The 21597-nt window shown below is 29.5% G+C and carries 20 protein-coding genes and 1 tRNA gene; 12 read left to right on the plus strand and 9 right to left on the minus strand.

Annotated elements, in window-relative coordinates; all coding sequences use genetic code 11:
* Positions 1-99: 99 nt before the first annotated feature.
* The 3 genes from ccoG to recJ all read left to right on the plus strand — a co-directional run bounded on the left by ccoG (position 100) and on the right by recJ (position 4795).
* A complete protein-coding gene (gene ccoG, locus Q0617_RS06690) occupies positions 100-1485 on the plus strand; it encodes a cytochrome c oxidase accessory protein CcoG (protein WP_298751753.1) in 1386 nt (461 codons plus the stop codon).
* 131 nt (positions 1486-1616) lie between these two features.
* Positions 1617-3233, plus strand: a complete 1617-nt coding sequence (locus Q0617_RS06695) for a CTP synthase (protein ID WP_298751754.1) — start codon at positions 1617-1619, stop codon at positions 3231-3233.
* Positions 3233-4795 carry a single-stranded-DNA-specific exonuclease RecJ gene (gene recJ, locus Q0617_RS06700; protein ID WP_298751756.1) on the plus strand — a complete coding sequence of 521 codons (1563 nt, stop codon included), beginning with the start codon at positions 3233-3235 and terminating at the stop codon, positions 4793-4795. The genes Q0617_RS06695 and recJ overlap by 1 nt, the downstream gene beginning before the upstream one ends.
* On the opposite strand, the gene Q0617_RS06705 is transcribed toward recJ, so the two are convergent.
* Together Q0617_RS06705 and Q0617_RS06710 are read right to left on the minus strand one after the other, a co-directional pair.
* Positions 4790-5371: a FlgO family outer membrane protein gene (locus Q0617_RS06705; protein ID WP_298751758.1), complete on the minus strand. Its 582-nt coding sequence runs from the start codon at positions 5369-5371 to the stop codon at positions 4790-4792. The two genes, recJ and Q0617_RS06705, sit on opposite strands and share 6 nt — an antisense overlap.
* 9 nt (positions 5372-5380) lie before the next feature.
* On the minus strand, positions 5381-6028 hold the full coding sequence (locus Q0617_RS06710; protein ID WP_298751760.1) for a FlgO family outer membrane protein: 648 nt from the start codon (positions 6026-6028) through the stop codon (positions 5381-5383).
* A 207-nt stretch (positions 6029-6235) separates the two neighbouring features.
* Between Q0617_RS06710 and Q0617_RS06715 the strand changes: the two genes are divergently transcribed.
* Positions 6236-6787: a DJ-1 family glyoxalase III gene (locus Q0617_RS06715; protein WP_298751761.1), complete on the plus strand. Its 552-nt coding sequence runs from the start codon at positions 6236-6238 to the stop codon at positions 6785-6787.
* Between the two features lie 13 nt (positions 6788-6800).
* Here Q0617_RS06715 and Q0617_RS06720 read toward each other — a convergent pair whose 3' ends face one another.
* Positions 6801-7370: a hypothetical protein gene (locus tag Q0617_RS06720; RefSeq protein WP_298751762.1), complete on the minus strand. Its 570-nt coding sequence runs from the start codon at positions 7368-7370 to the stop codon at positions 6801-6803.
* A 48-nt stretch (positions 7371-7418) separates the two neighbouring features.
* Between Q0617_RS06720 and Q0617_RS06725 the strand changes: the two genes are divergently transcribed.
* Entirely contained in the window at positions 7419-9530 is a 2112-nt protein-coding gene (locus Q0617_RS06725) for an adenylate/guanylate cyclase domain-containing protein (RefSeq protein ID WP_298751763.1), read from the plus strand.
* Between the two features lie 3 nt (positions 9531-9533).
* Here Q0617_RS06725 and Q0617_RS06730 read toward each other — a convergent pair whose 3' ends face one another.
* Positions 9534-10679 carry a glycosyltransferase gene (locus tag Q0617_RS06730; protein WP_298751765.1) on the minus strand — a complete coding sequence of 382 codons (1146 nt, stop codon included), beginning with the start codon at positions 10677-10679 and terminating at the stop codon, positions 9534-9536.
* Positions 10680-10762: 83 nt separating this feature from the next.
* Here Q0617_RS06730 and Q0617_RS06735 point away from each other — a divergent pair, with 83 nt between their 5' ends.
* From Q0617_RS06735 to Q0617_RS06755, 5 genes are all read left to right on the plus strand, one after another.
* Positions 10763-11491: a UDP-2,3-diacylglucosamine diphosphatase gene (locus tag Q0617_RS06735; RefSeq protein WP_298751766.1), complete on the plus strand. Its 729-nt coding sequence runs from the start codon at positions 10763-10765 to the stop codon at positions 11489-11491.
* Between the two features lie 5 nt (positions 11492-11496).
* On the plus strand, positions 11497-12243 hold the full coding sequence (locus Q0617_RS06740) for a patatin-like phospholipase family protein (RefSeq protein ID WP_298751767.1): 747 nt from the start codon (positions 11497-11499) through the stop codon (positions 12241-12243).
* Between the two features lie 93 nt (positions 12244-12336).
* The gene (gene dnaE, locus Q0617_RS06745; RefSeq protein ID WP_298751768.1) at positions 12337-15882 is read left to right on the plus strand and encodes a DNA polymerase III subunit alpha; all 3546 of its coding nucleotides are present in this window, start codon (positions 12337-12339) and stop codon (positions 15880-15882) included.
* Positions 15879-16667: a 5'/3'-nucleotidase SurE gene (gene surE / locus Q0617_RS06750; RefSeq protein ID WP_298751769.1), complete on the plus strand. Its 789-nt coding sequence runs from the start codon at positions 15879-15881 to the stop codon at positions 16665-16667. The genes dnaE and surE overlap by 4 nt, the downstream gene beginning before the upstream one ends.
* 5 nt (positions 16668-16672) lie before the next feature.
* The gene (locus Q0617_RS06755) at positions 16673-16933 is read left to right on the plus strand and encodes a hypothetical protein (protein ID WP_298751770.1); all 261 of its coding nucleotides are present in this window, start codon (positions 16673-16675) and stop codon (positions 16931-16933) included.
* Here the strand turns inward: Q0617_RS06755 and Q0617_RS06760 are convergent, their stop codons facing one another.
* The 4 genes from Q0617_RS06760 to moaC are packed head-to-tail and all read right to left on the minus strand — an operon-like array spanning position 16934 to position 19851.
* Positions 16934-18298 carry a M99 family carboxypeptidase catalytic domain-containing protein gene (locus tag Q0617_RS06760; RefSeq protein WP_298751771.1) on the minus strand — a complete coding sequence of 455 codons (1365 nt, stop codon included), beginning with the start codon at positions 18296-18298 and terminating at the stop codon, positions 16934-16936.
* Positions 18282-19109, minus strand: a complete 828-nt coding sequence (locus tag Q0617_RS06765) for a M15 family metallopeptidase (protein WP_298751772.1) — start codon at positions 19107-19109, stop codon at positions 18282-18284. The genes Q0617_RS06760 and Q0617_RS06765 overlap by 17 nt, the downstream gene beginning before the upstream one ends.
* 11 nt (positions 19110-19120) lie before the next feature.
* A complete protein-coding gene (locus tag Q0617_RS06770) occupies positions 19121-19384 on the minus strand; it encodes a DUF493 domain-containing protein (RefSeq protein WP_298751774.1) in 264 nt (87 codons plus the stop codon).
* Entirely contained in the window at positions 19381-19851 is a 471-nt protein-coding gene (gene moaC, locus Q0617_RS06775) for a cyclic pyranopterin monophosphate synthase MoaC (protein WP_298751775.1), read from the minus strand. The genes Q0617_RS06770 and moaC overlap by 4 nt, the downstream gene beginning before the upstream one ends.
* A gap of 115 nt (positions 19852-19966) precedes the next feature.
* Here moaC and rpsU point away from each other — a divergent pair, with 115 nt between their 5' ends.
* Positions 19967-20179, plus strand: coding sequence for a 30S ribosomal protein S21 (gene rpsU / locus Q0617_RS06780; RefSeq protein WP_013136837.1), 213 nt, complete (start codon positions 19967-19969; stop codon positions 20177-20179).
* 151 nt (positions 20180-20330) lie between these two features.
* Complete coding sequence (locus Q0617_RS06785; protein WP_298751777.1) at positions 20331-21284, plus strand: hypothetical protein; 954 nt, start codon at positions 20331-20333, stop codon at positions 21282-21284.
* A gap of 11 nt (positions 21285-21295) precedes the next feature.
* On the opposite strand, the gene Q0617_RS06790 is transcribed toward Q0617_RS06785, so the two are convergent.
* Positions 21296-21371: transfer RNA gene (locus Q0617_RS06790), tRNA-Thr, on the minus strand.
* Between the last annotated feature and the right edge of the window lie 226 nt (positions 21372-21597).

Below are 21597 nucleotides of genomic sequence, written 5' to 3' on the forward strand. Positions count from 1 at the left end.
TGAGCTTATCAATTTTTTATGCTATTTGTAAGTTCTTATCTTCTATAATTCAAAAAACAAAGGTGAAATAGTATAAGTTCACCTTATGAAAGGCAAAAAATGGCTTCCGATACTGTCCAACTTCCTAAAAAAAGACCTTATAGATTTAATAGGTATTATGTTTATTTAATTGTTACAATTATGGCTTTGGTAATACCATTTATTAGAATAAATGGTAATCACATCTTTTTATTATCATTTGATAAAAAACAACTACACCTAATGGGGATTGCATTTGATATGCAAGAACTTTATATGATGCCCTTTTTATTAATGTTGTTATTTTTAGGTATTTTTGCTGTTACTGCTATTGGTGGTAGAGCTTGGTGTGGATGGGCATGTCCTCAAACTATCTTTAGAGTTGTTTATAGAGATTTGATTGAATCAACTTTATTAAAATTAAGAAGAATCAAAAACAAACAAAAAGAACCTGATTATTCAAAAGCCGAAAACGCAAGTAAAAAAGTTGTAGGTATTATTTTGTGGTCTATTTTATCTTTAGTTGCTGCTGCTGACTTTATGTGGTATTTTGTTCCACCAGAAGATTTCTTTGCATATTTACAAGACCCTACGGAGCACATGTTTTTAATAGGAATTGTTTTATCAATTGCTGCATTTTTAATCTATGATGTTGTAAAACTAAAAGAAGATTTTTGTGTATACATATGTCCATATTCAAGAGTTCAATCAGTTTTATATGATGATAATACTCTCCAAGCAATCTACTCTACAAATAGAGGTGGAGATATTTATAATGATAAAAAAGAAAAAATCATTTTTAAAGCAAAAGATTTACCAGATTCAGCAAATGAGTGTACAACCTGTGAATCATGTGTCACTGTGTGTCCTACACATATTGATATTAGAAAAGGTTTACAGTTAGAGTGTATCAACTGTTTAGAGTGTGTTGATGCATGTACTACTGTTATGGGTAAACTTGGGAAAGAGTCACTTGTTCAATGGACAAGTACAAATAAAATAAAAAACAATATTCCTACAAAAGTAATTAGAAAATCAACTATTATGTACAGTGTTGCATTACTTGTGATAGTTGGACTTTTATTTGTAATGGGTGGTAAAAAAGAGTACATGCTATTAAATGTAAATAAGACTACACAACTTTATAAAATTAAAGATGATGGAGTAGTTTCAAATAACTTCTTATTCTTATTTCAAAATACAGATTCAAAAAGACATAAATATAACTTAGAAATAATTGACCATAAAGATATATATATAAAAAGATTTAGCCCATTTAATCTAAGTGCGGGAAAACTTGCAAAAAAAGTTGTTATTTTAGAAACATCAAAAAGATTGGTTGATAATGCTGATAAAGATACACCAATTCCAGTGACCATCAGAGCTTATGCAGTTGATGAACCTGAAAGAATTCAAGTATTTAGAAAAGCTATATTTATCTACCCTAGAAGCGATAAACTTAAATAATACTACTACTTGTAAGTGTGAATTTAAATATTTACACTTACAAAAATCTTCTAAAAAATTAAACCCCTCTTAACAAAACCTTAGCTATAATCGCGGCTATAATAACTACTATTTTTTACGGAGTATCACTAATGACTAAATTTATATTTGTTACGGGTGGAGTCTTGAGTTCCTTAGGAAAAGGGATAACTTCTGCCTCTATTGCCACTATTTTAAAACAATCAGGTTACAAAGTAACCATGTTAAAAATCGACCCATATTTAAACGTTGACCCAGGAACAATGAGTCCACTAGAACATGGAGAAGTATTCGTAACAGCAGATGGTGCTGAAACAGATTTAGATTTAGGAAACTACGAAAGATTTATTGATGTAACTCTTGGTGCAAAAAATAGTTTTACTACTGGTCAAGTTTATCAATCAGTAATCAAAAGAGAAAGAGAAGGTGGATACTTAGGAAAGACTATCCAAGTAATCCCTCACGTAGTTGATGAAATAAAAGCAAGAATCTTTGATGCAGCAGAAGGCCATGAGTTTTTAATAGTAGAGCTTGGTGGAACAGTTGGAGATATTGAAGGGCTACCTTTTATGGAATCAATTAGAGAAATTAGACATGAATTAGATAAAGATAGAACTATGAATATTCATGTAACACTAGTTCCTTATATAGCAGCAGCAGGTGAACTTAAAACAAAGCCTACTCAACACAGTGTTCAAGAGTTAAGAAGAATTGGTATTACTCCTCATATGCTTGTTTGTAGAAGTGAAAGACCATTGCCTAAAGAGTTAAAGAAAAAGCTTGCAATGTCTTGTGATATTAATAATAATGCAGTAATAGAAGCAGGTGATGCTCAATCTATTTATCAAGTGCCAATGAACTTCTTAAAAGAGGGAATTTTAACTCCACTTTCAGAACACTTTAATATCAAAATCAAACCAAATATGGAAAAATGGGAAACTCTTGTAAAACATATTATTCTTCCTCAAGATGAGATTACAATCGCTTTTGTTGGTAAATACTTAGAACTAAAAGAGTCTTACAAATCTTTAACAGAATCATTGATTCATGCAGGAGCTCACTTAAATACTAAGGTTAATATTAACTGGTGTGATAGTGAAAGAATTGAAGATGTTGGAGCTTACGACATAATTGGAAACTCAGATGCAATATTAGTTGCTGGTGGTTTTGGAAATAGAGGTGTTGAAGGTAAGTTAAAAGCAATTGAGTATGCAAGAGTAAATAATATTCCATTTTTAGGGATTTGTTTAGGTATGCAACTCTCTATTGTAGAATATTGTAGAAATGTACTTGGAATCGAAGATGCAAACTCAATAGAGTTTGATGATAAGACTGCTAATCCAGCTATATATTTAATTGATGAATTTATGGATCAATCGGGAAATAAACAACTTAGAACTCATAAATCACCAATGGGTGGAACAATGAGACTTGGAGAATATCCATTTAATCCAAAAGCTGGAACAAAATTAAAAGCTGCATATGGAAACAATGAAACATATTTTGAAAGACATAGACATAGATATGAAGCAAACCCTGCCTATAAACAAAAATTAGAAGAAGCAGGAATGATTGTTTCTGGTGAATCAGATGGACTTATTGAAGCAGTTGAGATAAAAGATCACCCATGGTTTGTTGGTGTTCAGTTTCACCCAGAGTTTACATCTCATTTGGAAACACCAAATCCTATAATTACTGATTTTGTAAGACAAGCTACTAAAATAAAGTAATGTCTAAAGTCACAAAACAAAAACTTTTTGACCTTTTATCTGCAAGACACGAAAAGAGTAGCTACTCTAAGCTTGCAGATATTCCCCCTCCAACAAACTTTAAAGATATAGATAAAGCAACTAAACGTGTAAAAAAAGCCATACTTGACAATGAAAAGATAACTATTGTAGGAGACTATGATGTTGATGGGGTTGTTTCAACATCAATAATGGTAGATTTTTTTAATAAAATTGGCTATGAAGTTGATTATATTATTCCAAATAGATTTGAACATGGATATGGCTTATCAACAAAGATTTGTGATCTTATAAATGAAGGTGTAGTAATCACAGTAGATAATGGAATCTCTGCATGTGAGGCAACTGAGACTTTAAATAAGAAAAATATTGATGTAATAATTACAGACCACCATACAGTTGGAGAAAATATCCCAAATGCATATGCCATCATAAATCCCAAACAACAAGAGTGTAATTTCCCATTTAAAGATATATGCGGAGCTCAAGTAGCTTGGTATTTTTGTGCGGCTATAAAAAAAGAGTTAAATCTAAATATCAATATGAGTGATTTTTTAGACCTCTTATGTATTGCAATAATAGCTGATATGATGCCAATGACAAGCCTAAATTATACTATGGTAAGAAATGGTTTAAAAAAAATAGAGACTTCAAAAAGAGTTGCCATATCCCACTTACGAAATATCATGAGAAAAAACTCTTTTGTATCTGATGATATAGGATTTATAATAGCTCCAAAAATAAATAGTGCTGGAAGAATGGAAGATGCTTCAATTGCATTATCTTTTCTTCTTTCAAATACCATCGAAGAGGCAAATGAGTCCCTAGAGCTTTTAGAAGAGCTAAACAATAGAAGAAAGAGTATCCAAGAAGAGATATCCCTAAAAGCAAAGTATGAAATTGATATAAACGACAAAGCGATAGTTGTGTGGGGTGAAAACTGGCATGAGGGAGTTATTGGTATAGTTGCTTCAAAACTATCACATGCTTTTAAAAGACCAGCCTTTATCTTCTCAATAAAAGATGGAATTGCAAAAGGAAGTGCAAGGGCAAATGCAGATATCAATCTACATACAATCATTTCTAAAGCACAGCATCTTTTATTGGGTTTTGGTGGACATAAAAATGCCGCTGGAATAAATATGGAAGTAAAGTATTTAGAAGAGTTTAAAACTATTATGAATAATGTTGTGTCAAATACATCAAAAGAGCTATATATTGAACCCATTACCTTAGGAGAACTTGATATTTCAAGTGTTGATTTAGAGTTTATGCAAATAATAGAGAGCTTTGAGCCATATGGATTAGAAAACCACAAACCTATCTTTAAAATAACAAATGCAAAAATCATAAAGTCTGAACTTTTTGGTAGAGAAAAAAACCATCTAAAGCTTTTTCTAAACTCAGATGGCTTTGAATTTGAAGCTATAAAATTTTATAGCAATAATATAAATAAAGATTTTATTGATATGATAATATCAGTAAATAAAAATGAGTTTAGAGGAGATATAAGCCCTCAATTTTTAATTCAAGACTTCTTATAAAACTAAAGGTGCGTAAGTAGTTCTTACGTCAGGTGTTCTCTCTAAATCAAGTATCTCTTCATCTATTCGTGTAGAAGCACTTGAAGAGCTTAATATTGTGCCAGTTCTTATATTTATAAGTTTTATAAATACTATTAATCTTTTTGTTGTAACACTATATGTTCCAACAACTGCAAAGTTTTCATTGATAACTTGGTTATTTATTCTATTTGAGTTTCTAGTTAATAGATTAAACCCATGTTCCCCAATTCTAAAGTCATTACCAAGTTCAACCTCTCTAACTAGTATATTTCTATTAAGTAAAGAGTTTTTTAAAGAGTCTGATAATAAAAAGCCTAATTTAGAATGATTTTGCAATCTATCTAGATTAACAAAGTCTGATACTAAAACAGTCTCATCTTTAAAAATATTTTGATCAAATTTAGCATAAGATTTTTCGACTAATGCTCTTAGCATTGCTTGAAAGTTATTTGCTCCATCAATGTCTTTATAAACACATGAAGTAAAAAGTAGAGGAAGTAAAAGAGATGTTAAAAGAAGTTTAAACATCTCTTTTTTTAAAACTTTGGGTTTCATAAACTATTATTATTCTGACATTATTTTTATTGTTCTAGGAGGTTTACAATCCTTGAAAATAACACAATCATTTCTTAAACCATGCTCATAAGTAGATCTAGCACTTGTAATGATTTGTCCATTTGCATTATCAATTACTCTAGCATTTAACATTATTTTTCCATATTGTCTTGAATACGTTCCCACAACAATAAAACTATTTTGAACATTTTCTTTCATTTTACTTACATTTCTTGTAATGAAATACTCACCTTGTGCATTTACAGAAACACCAAGTTGTCCTCTAAATTCAATAATATTAAAACCTCTGTTTGATAATTCATTTATTAAACTTTCACTAATAACTCTTCCAAACTCAGTAGTCTTTTTAAAGTTATCAAGTCTAACAAAAGATGTGATTAAAACAGATTTACTAGTATGCATTTTGTTGTTTTGCATCATTTGTGTTGCAAGAGAAGAAATTGTAGCTTCTAAAGAATTTTGTGTTGTAACATTTACTTGCATATCTTCTGCAATCTTTAAATGTTGTTTCGTAATTTGAACTTTCTTATCAGCTTTTTTAACTCCTGCATCTTCTGGTGAATTGTTATTCCCAGCAGTTAAAAGTGTAAGTGTTGATAAAAGTATCAGACTAGAGTTTCTCAATAGCTTAAGCATGTATTACCCCTTTTTCATAATTGATAAATTTTATTTAAACTTTACTTATATGTACTTGATATGCAGTTAAATAGTTGGTATTTTCTCTCTTTGCACATATTATTTAAGCTAATATTAATAAATGAAGTTTATATCTCTCTTTGTTTATCAAAGAATTTCACTTCAAGCTAAGAAATATGTTAGAATAATAACAAAAAGGATTTCACTATGGCAAAACTTTTAATACCTATTTCAAATGGTTTTGAAGAGATTGAAACTGTAAGTATAATTGATATTTGTCGCCGTGCAGATATTGAAGTAACTGTTGCATCTATAGAAAACATAGAAGTAAAAGGTGCCCACCAAATATCAATAAAAGCAGATATATTATTATGTAATATTGAGGAAAAAGATTTTGATATGATAGCACTGCCTGGTGGACTGCCAAATGCTTTTAATTTAGCCCAAGATGAGCTTTTACAAAAAATTCTTAAAAAGTTCAAAGAAAACAATAAAAATATCGCTGCAATATGCGCAGCACCCTATGCTCTTTATAAAGCAGGAGTTTTAAATAAAAACTATACCTGCTACCCAGGGTTTGAAGAAAAAATAAATGAGCACAATTATATTCAAAATCAAGATGTAGTAATTGATGGTAAAGTGTTAACATCAAGAGGACCTGCAACTGCTATGGCTTTTGCTTTGGAAATTGTTAAGATTTTAAAAGGGCAAGAAAAATACGAAGTAGTAAAAGAAGCAATACTAGCAAAGAACTGCTAGTATCTTTTATAAATTATTTGTCAAAATCAGGAACTCTTCCTACCATAGCTTCAAGTTCTCTAAGGTCATCATCTGTATGACCTTCTTTTAATTTTGCTGGTTTGACACTTCCATCATCCTTTACCCAAACCATATTATGGTGATGTGCAGTATATGTTTTATGCTCTTTTTGAGTAGATAGTTCAGTCTCTCCATAACAAGTACAGAAGTATGCTTTACCCTCTTTTTGCTCTAAATAAACACCAGTTCCCCTAATCCCCGCTGTCATATTTTCTGTTTTTACTTCATGGTTCCCACCCTTTTCAAAAACAGCTAAAACTCCACCTGTGACTATATTTAGACTTTTTACACCAGCTTTTTCATTAATTGAAAATTTTGCATCACCTTTTGCCAAAAAGGCATCTTTTCCTATATTAAATTTTACTTTTGAATTTTTACCAGTTTTAATAAAATCACCCAATTTTACAACACTGTTTTTAGTAGCTTTTTCTCCATTTATATAGACTTCACCACTACTTACAACACTATCTGCATATAATGTAAATAAAAAAACAGATGATAAACAGATTATTATTTTTTTCATATTTCTTCCCCTCAAATATAATTTAGTTCAATTATTATATCATAAGTAATGAAACTTTTTTTTAAACGAAAAATTCTATTTTTCTTCACTATTTTCTTACTACTTATTTTTTCTTATTTAAACTTTGAGAAAATAACTAACAACTTTGATGAAAAAATTAGAGAGATTTTCTTTGAAATAAGAGGTAATATTCCAACAAGCCAAAAAGTTGTAATAATAGATATTGATGAAAAATCTATAAGTGCAATAGGACAATGGCCTTTTGGTAGAGATTATATGGCACAAGTTTTAGCAAACCTTACAAATGCAGGAGCTGGAATAATTGGTATTGATATAATTTTTTCCGAATTTGATAGAAGTTCACCCTCATTTATGGCAAAAAGTTTAGGTGTAAAAGGTGAATTTAGAGATAATGATGAACTTTTAGCAGCTGTTGTTTCACAAACACCAACTGTTTTGGGATACTATTTTACTAAAGATTTATCCAAAAACTCACAACCACATCCAATTACAAAATTTACACCAAATAGTTCACCTCATCTTTTAAAATTTAACAACGTAGTTACTAATATATCTCCCGTACAAGAGAGTGCTTATTCATCAGGATTTTTTAATGCTTTCAATGATTATGGTGGCAAAATGACTAAAATGCCTTTGATGTTAGAGTATAAAGATAAGATTTACCCATCCTTAGTTTTTGAAATGATAAATATTGCAAGTCAAACAAAAGAAGTAAAAATACTTCAAGATAACTATGCAATTCATGGTGTTAAACTTTCAAACATGGCAATACCCACAGATAAAAATGGATTTATGAGAATAAATTTCAGAGGTGCAAAAAACAGCTTTAAATATATCTCCTTTTTAGATGTACTAAATGGTAATTTTGACCCAAAAGATGTGAGTGGGAAATTTATTTTAATAGGAACTTCCATTACAACACTGGCTGATTTAAGAGCTACAGTGTATGACCTAGCTATGCCTGGTGTTGAAATTCATGCAAATATGATTGACAATATTTTAAAGGGTGATTTTCTATATGAACCACCCTTTGCAAAAGCTATTGATATTTTTATAATTCTATTTTTAACTCTTATTTTAGGTCTTATTTTATTATACTTATCTTCAGTTTTAACACTAGTCGTTGTATTTATCTTATCCTCTATTTTATATATGAGTTATTACTATCTACTCTTTTCACAAGGACTTGTTTTAAATCTTTTTTACCCTTTAATCTCCATAGTAATTACCACAATAAGTGCCTTTTATATTAACTACCAAAGAGAACAAAAACAAAAAGAGTTTATAAAAGATAAGTTTGCAAAAAAAGTCTCTTTAGAAGTTGCCAATGACCTATTATCAAATGAAAATAATAACTTTCAAGCAAAAGAGAAAGAACTAACTGTCTTTTTTAGTGATATACGAGGATTTACATCTCTTTCAGAAAATTTCGACTCTCCTCAAAAACTTATTGAACTTCTAAATAGATACTTTGAACCAATGACTGAGAGTATTACCAAAAACCATGGAACTATTGATAAGTTTATTGGTGATGCCATTATGGCTTATTGGAATGCCCCATGTGAAGTATCTAATCATGCAGATAAAGCTTTACAAACTGCACTATCTCAACTTGAAGAATTAGAAAAACTTAATGATCAACTTCAAAAAGACTCTAAAATAATCATTGAGATTGGTATAGGAATTCATACGGGATTAGCAGTTGTAGGAGAGATGGGTTCTAAAGGAAGAAGTGATTATACAATTATTGGAGATAATGTAAACCTAGCTTCAAGAATAGAAGGTCTTACAAAAACCTTTGGAGTTAAATTAATAATATCAGAATCCACAAAGAATCAATTAACCCAAAAGTACCACCTCAAATACCTAGCAAGTGTTGTAGTAAAAGGAAAAAGTAGTGCCATCAAACTTTATGAGGTTTTAACAAACAAAGAGTATGAAAAGTTTAAGGATAAACAGAGTGATTATGCTGAAGCGATTAAATATTATGAAATATCAGAGTTTGATAAGTGTAAAGCAATTTTTGAAAAAATGAATAAAATAGAACCTACAAAATTAAATAAACTATATATAGATAAATGTGTTGAACTATTAGCTTCAAAGGAATCAAATAAAAACTTTATAATGCATAGTAAATAAGACTTATCTTTTAGAGCAAATTAACCTATTTTTTAAACAGAAATCATCAAAACTATTTTTTATATCATTATGTAACATAAAAGAATTTGCATTTTGTGAATATTCTTTTTGTAAGTTTTTATCTTCTTTTAATTTCATAATAGCCTCTATCCACATATCTTTATTTTTTATATCCAATATAAATCCACTATTTGCTAGCTTTACAAACTCTTTTGGTCCACCCTCATTTGTAACAATAACAGGTAGACCTGAACACATTGCCTCAAGAACAACTTGACCTAAGGTATCAGTAGTAGAGGGAAAAATAAAAACATCAGAACTTGCATAAATTTTAGATAATTCATCTCCTCCCTTTGCTCCTAAAAAATATATATTGTTCTTTTTTAATTCATCTTTATATTTTAAAAACTCTCCATTACCAACAATTATCAAATCAATATTTGTTGATAAAAGAGAGATCTCTTTAAATAATTGAATCAAAAACTTAATATTTTTCTCTTTTGTAACTCTTCCCACATACAAAAACTTTAATGTACTTGTTTTTATTCTATAATTATTCCAAATATCAGTATTTCTAAAAGATGATGAAAAGTTTTTTGTATCAATGCCAGCTTTTAGTGTGAAGATTTTTTTTTCATGAATTTTTAAATCATTTATAATAATATTCTTATACTCATCACTTCTTACAAATATAGCTTCAAAATCTCTATAAAAAAACCGTAGATAAGTTTTAGAAATATATTTAAAAAATTTTGAGTTACTGTTTTTGTAGATATATTGAGGAAAATCAGTATGATATATTCCTGCTTTTGGTATCTTGTAAATTTTTGCTAATATTGAACCTATTAGTCCAACTGGTCCTGGAGTTGAGATGTGAATTAGTGTTGGAGATAACTGTTTTAAGAGCTTTGCCATTTTAAATGGATTTGGAAATACTAAATCCAACTCTTTATAAAAAGGCATGGATATCTTAAAATATGGGTTTATATTATAAATATTCTTTTTTTGAGAAAAAGCACTCTTTTTCGTAGAAGTAATTATACTAAAATTGCTCTTTTCACCTATTTTTGCAAAATCATTTAAAAATCTAGAGACGCCATTTAAATCATAAACTGTATCACTAAACAAAACCAATTGTGTATTTCTCATCTAACTATTTTATCTCTAGATGGTTACAAAAATATTACTTAAATTGATGCCATAATGTAATCATTTACAATTACAATCAAGCTATGAAATACAAAACAATATTTATATCAGATGTACATTTAGGCACAAGGTTTGCACAAGCAGAAAAACTTATTGATTTTTTAAAAGAGAATGAAAGTGAAAACCTCTTCTTGGTGGGGGATATTATTGATGGCTGGTCAATAAAAAGGAAATTTGTATGGCCACAATCACACTCTGATGTAATACAAAAAATCCTGAGAAAAGCAAGAAAGAGTACAAACGTATATTTAATCACAGGTAACCATGACGAGTTTTTAAGGCCTTTTGTTCCTCTTGTGCTAGGAAATAATTTAGAAGTATCAAATGAGTTTACATATACTTCAATAAGTGGAAAAAAATATTATATTACCCATGGTGATTTTTTTGATTCTATTACTATGACAAAAAAATGGTTAGCCATTTTAGGTGATTATGGATATGACTTTTTACTTTATGTAAATCATATATTGCATAAAATAAGAACAACTTTTAAAATAAATTCTCAATGGTCACTATCTAAATATATAAAAGATAATGTCAAGAGTTCTGTTAATTTTATAAATGATTTTGAAAAAGTTCTAACTGACCATGCAAAACACAAAGGTTATGATGGTATTATTTGTGGACATATTCATAAAGCAGAACAAAGAGATATTGATGGGATTGAATATAAAAACTGTGGTGATTGGGTTGAATCATGCACAGCTGTAGTGGAGACATATGAAGGTGATTTTAAAATTATTACTTGGTAAAATAGATGGATAATTTAGCTCTTTGCTTAAGTGGAGGGGCAGCTCGTGGTGCATTTCACTTAGGAATTTTAGCCTATTTAGAAGATAAAACCATAGAGATAAAAGCCTATTCAGGAAGCTCAATTGGTGCTATAATATCTTGTTCTCATGCAAGTGGTATAGAAGCTAGAAAACAGCTAGAAATATTTAAAAGTGATGAAATAAAAAAAACACTCAAATTTAACTACTTTAAAAATGGTCTACTTCGTATTGATAAAGAGCATCATCTTTTAGATACTATCTTGCCTATTAAAAACCTTGAAGATATTCCTAAAAGTGTCCATGTCAATGCTTATGATACAAAAACAAAAAAAATTTACTATTTTAACAAAGGGGAGACTCACCCTCTATGTTTAGCCTCAAGTGCCTTGATTCCTATTTTTAAGCCTATTCATTATGACCACAAATATCTAATTGATGGTGGACTTTTTGATAATATGCCAATTAGCCCATTGCAAAACAAAGATTATAAAATAGTATGTATAGATTTAATGCCTAAATCAGAAAAAAATCAGAAAAAAAGATTTGATTTATTAAAGCCTCTAAAAAAAAGACTCTTTCAAACTCGCTTTAATAATGGAAACTACTCTATACAACATAGTGATTTATATATAACACATCCACTACTTAGACAAACTCCAATGTTTACCTTTAAAGGTCTTCAAGATATTTTTGATTTAGGCTACAAAGAAGCACCAAAGTTTTTCTCTTAAAATAGTTTTAAATATTAAAATTTATTAAATATTTCCATCATATCTTAATTGCGATTTTGTTATAATCGCCATATAAAATATTAAAGAATTAACATGTCACAAATACCCGAATTTACGCACTTACACTTACATACAGAATACTCACTTTTAGATGGTGCTAATAAAATAAAAGATTTAGCTAAAAAGATAAAAGAATTAGGAATGAAAAGTGTTGCCATGACAGACCATGGTAATATGTTTGGTGCTATTGACTTTTATAAAGCGATGAAAGCAGAAGGGATAAAACCCATAATTGGGATGGAAGCTTATATTCATAATTCAGAAGAATTAGATGATAAGTCCCATAGAAAAAGATTTCACTTATGTTTATATGCAAAAAATGATGCAGGATACAAAAACCTAATGTTTTTGACTAGCCAAGCATATATGCATGGATTTTACTACTATCCTAGAATAAATAAAAAGATATTAAAAGAGCACAGTGAAGGACTTATATGTAGTGCTGCTTGTTTGCAAGGTGAAGTAAACTGGCATCTAAATACACAAAGTGAAAGAAATGTAAAAAATGGTGCAAAAGGTTATGAAGAAGCAAAAAAGATTGCTTTAGAATATAAAGAGATATTTGGAGATGACTTTTACTTGGAAATAATGAGACATGGCATTTCAGACCAACATTTTATTGATGACCAAATTTTAAAAATATCAAAAGAGACTGGCATAAAAGTTGTTGCTACAAATGATACTCACTATTTAAAACAAAAAGATGCCGATGCACATGAGGCATTCATGTGTATTGCCATGAATAAACTTTATGATGATCCAAATAGACTAAGACACAGTGTTCATGAGTTTTATTTAAAATCATCAGAACAAATCTCAAAATTATATGCAGATATCCCAGAAACAATCTATGCTACTCAAGAAATAGCTGATAAATGTAATTTAGAGATAAAACTAGGTGATCCAACTCCTCCAAACTTCAAATTTACTAGAGAAAAATCGCAAGAGCAAGGCTTAACTCTACCAGAACCAGAAAAAGAATACTCCCTAGAAAATGATAAGATTTTATTTATTCATGAGTGTTGGCAAGGTTTAGAAAAAAGACTTGAAATAGTTCCAGAAGAGAGACATCAAGAGTACAAAGATAGATTACAAGTAGAGATTGATATTATCAATAATATGAAATTCCCAGGATATATGCTTATTGTTTGGGACTTCGTAATTGTTGCAAAACAAATGGGAATACCAGTTGGTCCAGGAAGAGGATCTGCTGCTGGAAGTTTAGTTGCTTTTTCTCTTGCTATTACAGATATTGACCCTATTCCTTATGGTTTACTTTTTGAGAGATTTCTAAACCCAGAAAGAATATCTATGCCAGATATCGATATGGATTTCTGTCAAGCAAGACGTCAAGAGATTCTTGATTATGTTATTGATAAATATGGTAGAGCCAATGTTGCTCAAATTATCACTTTTGGTAAACTTCTTGCAAAAGGGGTTATTAGAGATGTTGCAAGAGTTCTTGATATGCCATATTCTCAAGCAGATGCCATGGCAAAACTTATTCCCGATGAACTAGGAATAAACTTAACATCATCATATGAAAAAGAGCCAAAGATTAAAGAGCTTTGTGATTCAAACCCACAAGCAAAAAGAGTTTGGGAATTTGCCCTAGCCCTAGAAGGACTAAATAGAAATGCAGGAACACATGCAGCTGGTGTTGTTATTTCAAATGAACCATTATGGAATAAAACACCTCTGTTTAAACCTTCAGGAATGGAAACCCTTGCAACCCAATACAATGGAAAGTATGTAGAAGATGTGGATTTAATCAAATTTGACTTCTTGGGTTTAAAAACCTTAACAGTAATTGAAGAAGCAAATAAATTAATAGAACAAAGACATGGAAAAAGAGTAGATTTTCTTACTGTTGATGTAAATGATAAAGGTGTTTATGACCTAATTCAAACTGGAAATACTATTGGGCTATTCCAAATAGAGTCCGATGGTATGCAAGACTTATGTAAAAGATTAAAACCATCAAATTTTGAGGATATAATCGCCGTACTTGCACTTTATAGACCAGGTCCAATGGAGTCTGGGATGCTTGATGACTTTATTGATAGAAAACATGGTCGAGCCCAAATAAACTACTTTTATGATGAATTTGACGCACCTTTACGTCCAATTTTAGAGACTACTTATGGGGTTATTGTTTACCAAGAGCAAGTTATGCAAATCGTACAAACTATTGGTGGTTTTAGCCTTGGTGGTGCGGATTTAGTTAGACGGGCTATGGGTAAAAAGATTAAAGAAGAGATGGATAGACTAAAAGGTGAGTTTGCTATTGGTGGAGTTAAAAAAGGATTCCAAAAAACTCACTGTGAAGAGCTATTCGACCTTATTGTAAAGTTTGCTGGATATGGGTTTAATAAATCTCACTCAGCAGCATATGCCCTAGTTACTTTTTATACTTCATATCTAAAAAAATATTATCCATCAGAGTTTATGGCAGCACTTTTAACTTTGGAAAAAGATAACACAGACAAAGTTGTAAAATATGTAGATGAAGTAAAAAGATTAAAACTAGACCTTTTCCCACCTGATATAAACAAATCAGACCTTGTATTTTCTGCTAAAAAGATTGATGGTCAAGAAGTTGTAATGTTTGGAATGGGTGCCATAAAAGGTGCTGGAGATGTGGCAATTAAATCTATTTTAAAAGAGAGAAATGAAAATGGCAATTATGTAGATTTTGCAGATTTTATTTCCAGAGTTGATGGAAGTAAAGTGAATAAACGAGTATTTGAATCCCTAGCAAAAGCTGGTGGCTTTGATACTTTTGGCTATTCAAGACGGTCAATTTTAGAGCAAATTGAGCTTATAAATGAAACTGTTGGAAAAGCAATGGCTGCAAAAAAAATGGCAACAGGATCACTATTTGGAGATTCACAAGAGTTAACTAAAATTGAAGTGCAACTTGAAACTTTTGAAGAGTATGAATTAAAAGAGTTATTAGAATTAGAAAAACAATCTTTAGGGTTTTATGTATCGGGACATCCACTTGATGAGTATAGAGCACAACTTGATGAGATAAGTTATACCTTATCTTCTGAAATTGAAGATTTAGGAGATGGAAGTGAGGCTCTGTTCATAGGAAAAGTTGAAACCATAACAGAACGAATCTCTAAAAAGGGAAATAAATTTGCCATATTGAGCCTTATGGACTTCCATGGAAATATAGAGCTTATGCTTTTTGAAGATAGATTAAAAGAGTTGAAAGAAGATTTTAATTTAGATGAACCTATAGCATTTAAAGTAAGAATCACAAAAGATGATCAATTTACAAGAATCAATTTGCGAAAAATAGAGACTTTAAAAGAAGCAAAAAAAGAAAAAATCAAAACAAAACAAAAAGCAATAGCAGAGCCACCTATAACAGTTGCAGTAAACTTTACAAATGATGATAGAATCATGTATGATCTTTTTGAAATCATTGCAAATAATCAAGGTAAAAGAGAGTTAAAACTATTGGTAAAATCAAAACTAGGTGATATTGAGCTTGATAGTGGGTTTAAAGTTACCTCAAATATAGAAAGTCTTGTAAAATCACTTGATGGAGTATTTATAGCACAATGAAACATATCCTTATAACAAATGACGATGGCTTTGATGCAATTGGAATAAAAGCTTTAATAAAAGCACTAAGCCCCATAGCAAAAATTACAGTTGTTGCACCTGCTAAAAATAAGTCTGCTTGTGGCCACTCTTTGACACTTGATAGACCACTTAGAATGATTAATGTAAATGATGATTATTATAAAATTGATGATGGAAGTCCTACTGATTGTATTTTTATATCTTTGAACAATCTTTTTAAAGAGGGATACAAACCTGACTTAGTAATTAGTGGTATAAATATTGGTGCAAATATGGGTGAAGATATTACTTATAGTGGAACTGCAGCAGCAGCCATGGAAGCTACACTTCAAGGTATTCCTGCAATTGCAATCTCACAAGTATGTAATGATAGATGTGAAGATATTACTAGTGAAAAAGATTTTGTATTAGCAAAAAAAACAATTGCAAAAATTGCTAAGAAAATATTAGAAAATAAATTCCCTTTAGAAAATAGAAGATTTCTAAATATAAATATACCTCCAATAAAAGAAGAAGAGTGCAAGGGTATTAAAATAACAAAAGCGGGATATAGAGTTTATGGGAATGATACTCATAGACATCTAAATCCAAGAGGTGAAGAGTTCTACTGGATTGGACTTCATCCTTTGATTTGGGAGAGAAGTGAACATTTAGATTGTGATTTTGAAGCCATCAAAGGAAATTTTATCTCAATTTCTCCTATAATGTTAGATATGACTTCATATGATGACATAACAAATTTAAATAATTGGATAAAGGAATAACGTAAATGAATTTTAAAAAGGCTCTAATTTGCAATATAGAAAAACTTGTTGGCGAATTAAAAGATGAAAAAGAGTTAAAAGAGATTTTAAAAAGAAAATTCACAAAAAAAGAGTATAAAGTTTTTGTAGCATCAGAAGAGGGTCAAGACTTCGAGCAAATTTGTGAGTTAATTGATGAAGAGTTAGAAAGAGTTGAAGAACTTCACAAAAATGCCATAAAAAAAATCAACCAAGAAAAAATAAAAAAAGAACTAGTAGATTTATAATTATAATGAAGGAGGAACTTTTCCTACTTCATTAGAAACTAGTTCCTCATAAAACTTTTTTGAGAACTTCACCAATACCATTCCAGCAAATTTATTATCAATCTTGTTATAAAACTCAACTCTGTAGATTTCACCTTTTCTATCTAAAGAAAATCTTTTTATAATATCATCTTTTTCAATATTGAGTCCCGATTCATTTCTAAAGTTTTTATTTACATATCCAATAACATTTACTCTATACTCATTTGGAAAGACATAAAAACTTTTTCCTACATCAACCAAAGAACCTATTTCTATATTTTTATCTTCTCCATCAATCTTGAATTTTATATTCTCTTTCTTTTCACTAACTTCTAAATAATCTGGTTCTAAAACTGATAGTCTTCTATTTCCATAATGTATTGCATATGTTGAATTACTATTTTTGATAACTGTCATTACAGGACTACTTGGTTTAAAATCAATTGTTCCATCTTTTTTTACTGGAAAATAGCCAATATAACTTCTCACTTCAGACAAAGGAAGTTTTATCTTATCATTATAAAATGAGATATAAATATCATTATCTATTACATTTCTCAAGGCTATTGGTTCTAAATCAAACTTTCTTTTAAATTCAATCCCCATAATATTCATATACTCTTCAAGAGCAAGTAGATGATAATAAGTTCTTTCATGCACAGGTAACTCTTTACTTGCTTCATTACCAAAAGCTGCTTTACCATTATTTATTGCATAATAAGTTAAGGTTTTTTCCATCTCCTTATCACCAAGTTTAGTTTTAGTGTTATGTAGATGATAAATATCCTCTTCTCTAATCAAACTTTCATTTACTTTTTTACAAATTCTTTTCCCTATCTCTTCTAAATTTCCATATGCAGGTACATTTAGGCTTGATTGGTCAATAATAGAACTCTGTCCCCATTTATAAGGAGAGTGGTCTTTATCTATATATTTATTTCTAAAATATCCACTTCCATCATGCAAATTAAGTATTAATTTAACTTCTGGTTTTTTAATCAACTCTTTTATTCTTTTTACATCAATATAATCAGGGTCTTCTTCTGATATATATGCGAACTTTCTATTCATATCTCCAAAGGGACCACGGGATCTTTGAATAATAGAATTAAAATTTAAATTTGGAACAATCCAAACAGAACCTTTTGTTATCTCATAATGCGTAGCAATCAAAGATGCAGCCATAAAACCACCAGGTTCATCACCTTGTATGCCACCTACTATTAAAAGAGTATTCTCATCTTGAATACCTTTTTTAATAAGTTTGAAATTTAAGTCACTACTATTTGCATGCAAATTTTGTAATAATATAAAAATAAATAAAAATCTAAATAACTTTAACATGCCAAGGTTCATACCTTACTCCATCCTTATTACCAATTGTATATCTCATATCAATATATTTTAAACTTTTCATCTCTGTAAATTCACTAGTATGTGCAAATCTTTCTGTAAAATTGTCAGCACCTAAACCTTTTTTACCAACATCAAAGTCCCCAACTGAGTGATATGTAAAAGCAGGAGGAGCAATTGATCTTGAAGCCATTGATAAGTTCATATCTACTGATTTTAACTTATCTAAGAATAGTCTCATTTGTTTCACAACAGATCTAACACCTGAAGTTAAATAAATAGTTGGACCGATATCTTTTTTTAGTTTTAAATATGTCTCTTTTGGTTTTCCCTTAAATACATAATGGCCAGTATAAGGTATTTTTTCAATATCATTTTTATTTATTTTAGAGCTTAGATTTATAGTTGTTCTTTCACCATAAAACCCATGGTAAGAAGGCTCATAATAAAAAATATATTCTATAAAAGCTAACTCATCACTTGTAAAAATGGTTTGGTCTTTTGAATATCTTAAAACATTTATTGCTTCATCAAATGATATAATATTAAAATTTCCATATCCCACATAACGTTGGATATAGTTAAGTTTCTTCTGAACATTTAAAAAAGATTCATGAAACTTTTTATCTAAAAATACATCTTTTGAGATATTAATACGATTTTCACTAGCAAAAATTATATCTTTTGGAGTAAGTAACTCTTCATCTTCTATTATTAATGAACTTGCACTTCCAATAATTGGTAAAAGAGTTGAACCAATTGCAAAATTTCTTGCTTTTTCTAAAAATTCTCTTCTATTCATTTTTTCTTCTTTTATAAAACCATTTTTACTGAATCGTGATTACCCAAAAGCTCATATATAGTTTTTCTATCATCATCATTATGAACTATTAAATCTAAAGTATAACTTTTAAATTTACCCTTTGAACTAACCTTTGATTCTACTAACTTGTGCTCTCGTTCTGTTATAACTTCTTTAATAACTTTTTTTATATTAACAGTTTCAACAACAACAACTTTATATACCCAACTACAAGGATAATCTAATTCTAATTTATGCTTATTTAAATCTATCATCTAATAAAATCTCCACTTTTACCACCTGATTTACTCTCCAACTGTACATTTGATATAACCATTGATTTATCAATAGCTTTTACCATATCGTAAATTGTAAGTAAGCCAATACTTGTACCAGTTAAAGCTTCCATCTCAACACCAGTTTGTCCATTTAATTTTGCTGTAACAATTAATTTAAATCCAGGTAAAGATGGTAACTCTTCAATATCACAGTTTATTCCACTCAATAACAAAGGATGACACATAGGTATTAACTCACTTGTTTTCTTAACTCCCATAATTGAAGCAATAACAGCAGTTTGAAGAACTGGACCTTTTTTTGTGTTATTAGTAATTATAGCATCATATGCCTCTTTTGACATAGATATTTGCCCACTTGCAATAGCAACTCTTGTTGTCTCTTTTTTATCTGACACATCTACCATTTTAGGTCTATTATTTTCATCTAAGTGTGTTAAATCCAAAGTTTTTCCTAAATATCTTAAATTATGGGATTATATCAAAATAGAGTTAAATTGTAATTAAGTATTATTTAAATATAATGCATCCCTAAATTTTAAAAGAAAGTGGGTGATTATAGTGCCAGGTATTAAAGTTAAAGATAGCGAATCATTCGACGAAGCTTATAGAAGATTTAAAAAGCAATGTGACAGAAACCTAATCGTTACTGAAACAAGAGCAAGAAGATTTTTTGAACCTATGACTGAAAAGAGAAAGAAACAAAAAATTAACGCTAAGAAAAAAATGCTTAAAAGATTGTATATGCTTAGAAGATACGAATCTAGACTGTAATAGTTCACTATTACCTAAAAGGGTCTCTAGAAATAGAGGCCCTTTTTTTATGTCTTTTTTTATAATACCTCTAAATTAAAATAATTTTATAATCTTTATATTTATGAATTATTAAGATAAATAATGGAATCATTTTTATAAGGAGGATGTTATGAAATATCTATTCAGAATCCTAATAACACTTATGCTTCCTTTGACTTTATATTCTTTTCATGATTATGAAAAAGAAGAACACTCTCAAGAAAACACTTCAATTGTTAATAAAATGCTCAATTCAACAGAAACTTATCTTAAATATACTTATGACAAACTCAATCAATACTCAAAAGTATTGGATGAAACCCTTACTGATGAAAAAAGTTCATATAAATATGAAAACAGTTCCATTCATATAGAAACATACTACAACAATACACAAACAAAAGGAAACACAAGTGGAGTTACTTTTAATGTAAAAGTGAGACTTCCACAACTTAAAGAGAAACTAAAATTAGTCATAGAAAATGATGACAATAAAATTGGGAAAGAGTATGAAGATAACAATGAAAGTGTTCCTTATAAAGATGATAAAAGTAGTTTAGCATTAGAATATGATAAATATAAAAAATACTATAACTTAAGAACAAAAGCTGGAGTTAAATTAAACTCTTTTGTTTTTATCAATAGTAGTGTTAGTAAAGAATTTGATTTGACAAATAGTTGGAATTTTGTTGCTCAAGAGAAAATTGAATTAAATAACAAAAACAATTTTGAAAATAGTACCACACTCTCTTTAAAAAAACATATCAATAATCAATTACGGTTTATAAATACAAATCAATATTATTGGAATAAAAAAGCAAGTGATAATAATATATATAACTCATTGAGACTTACACATATACTTTCAAGTAAAAATACCCTCAATTATGTAACATCAATATCTTCAAATGATAATCAAACAAATTTTAAAACTAAAAACTATGATGCATATATCTCATATAAACACTATATAAGAAAATGGCTCTATTATGATATTGTTCCCTCTTTATATGGGGAAAGAGAAGATAACTTCAAAATGCGTTATGCATTTAAATTTAGATTAGGTATAGTTATTGGTAAATAGATAAAAAAGAGTGGTGCTCACAGCGGGAATCGAACCTGCAACCTCTTGCTTACCATGCAATTGCTCTACCGTTGGAGCTATGCGAGCTTATATAATGAATAACTAATAGTGATGCCTGACCGTAGGGAATAATCCTGATACAGGTAATATTGAATAATATTGACACCTGAGAAAAAAGAATAAAAGAAAGATTCTGTAAAAAAAAGGCTAAAAAAAAGCTTAGCACTGAATAGAAATAAATCTATAAAGAACTAAGCTTTAAAAATACTCAAGAGTTGGCGACGACTTACGTTTCCACAAGGGGACCCTGCAG

The sequence above is a fragment of the uncultured Arcobacter sp. genome (assembly GCF_937982575.1).
GTDB lineage: Bacteria > Campylobacterota > Campylobacteria > Campylobacterales > Arcobacteraceae > Arcobacter.

Bases quoted from the DNA above. Each gene is read 5' to 3' on its own strand.
- ccoG (WP_298751753.1), top strand. From the start codon at position 100: ATGGCTTCCGATACTGTCCAACTTCCTAAAAAAAGACCTTATAGATTT.
- Q0617_RS06695 (WP_298751754.1), top strand. From the start codon at position 1,617: ATGACTAAATTTATATTTGTTACGGGTGGAGTCTTGAGTTCCTTAGGA.
- recJ (WP_298751756.1), top strand. From the start codon at position 3,233: ATGTCTAAAGTCACAAAACAAAAACTTTTTGACCTTTTATCTGCAAGA.
- Q0617_RS06705 (WP_298751758.1), bottom strand. From the start codon at position 5,371: ATGAAACCCAAAGTTTTAAAAAAAGAGATGTTTAAACTTCTTTTAACA.
- Q0617_RS06710 (WP_298751760.1), bottom strand. From the start codon at position 6,028: ATGCTTAAGCTATTGAGAAACTCTAGTCTGATACTTTTATCAACACTT.
- Q0617_RS06715 (WP_298751761.1), top strand. From the start codon at position 6,236: ATGGCAAAACTTTTAATACCTATTTCAAATGGTTTTGAAGAGATTGAA.
- Q0617_RS06720 (WP_298751762.1), bottom strand. From the start codon at position 7,370: ATGAAAAAAATAATAATCTGTTTATCATCTGTTTTTTTATTTACATTA.
- Q0617_RS06725 (WP_298751763.1), top strand. From the start codon at position 7,419: ATGAAACTTTTTTTTAAACGAAAAATTCTATTTTTCTTCACTATTTTC.
- Q0617_RS06730 (WP_298751765.1), bottom strand. From the start codon at position 10,679: ATGAGAAATACACAATTGGTTTTGTTTAGTGATACAGTTTATGATTTA.
- Q0617_RS06735 (WP_298751766.1), top strand. From the start codon at position 10,763: ATGAAATACAAAACAATATTTATATCAGATGTACATTTAGGCACAAGG.
- Q0617_RS06740 (WP_298751767.1), top strand. From the start codon at position 11,497: ATGGATAATTTAGCTCTTTGCTTAAGTGGAGGGGCAGCTCGTGGTGCA.
- dnaE (WP_298751768.1), top strand. From the start codon at position 12,337: ATGTCACAAATACCCGAATTTACGCACTTACACTTACATACAGAATAC.
- surE (WP_298751769.1), top strand. From the start codon at position 15,879: ATGAAACATATCCTTATAACAAATGACGATGGCTTTGATGCAATTGGA.
- Q0617_RS06755 (WP_298751770.1), top strand. From the start codon at position 16,673: ATGAATTTTAAAAAGGCTCTAATTTGCAATATAGAAAAACTTGTTGGC.
- Q0617_RS06760 (WP_298751771.1), bottom strand. From the start codon at position 18,298: ATGTTAAAGTTATTTAGATTTTTATTTATTTTTATATTATTACAAAAT.
- Q0617_RS06765 (WP_298751772.1), bottom strand. From the start codon at position 19,109: ATGAATAGAAGAGAATTTTTAGAAAAAGCAAGAAATTTTGCAATTGGT.
- Q0617_RS06770 (WP_298751774.1), bottom strand. From the start codon at position 19,384: ATGATAGATTTAAATAAGCATAAATTAGAATTAGATTATCCTTGTAGT.
- Q0617_RS06785 (WP_298751777.1), top strand. From the start codon at position 20,331: ATGAAATATCTATTCAGAATCCTAATAACACTTATGCTTCCTTTGACT.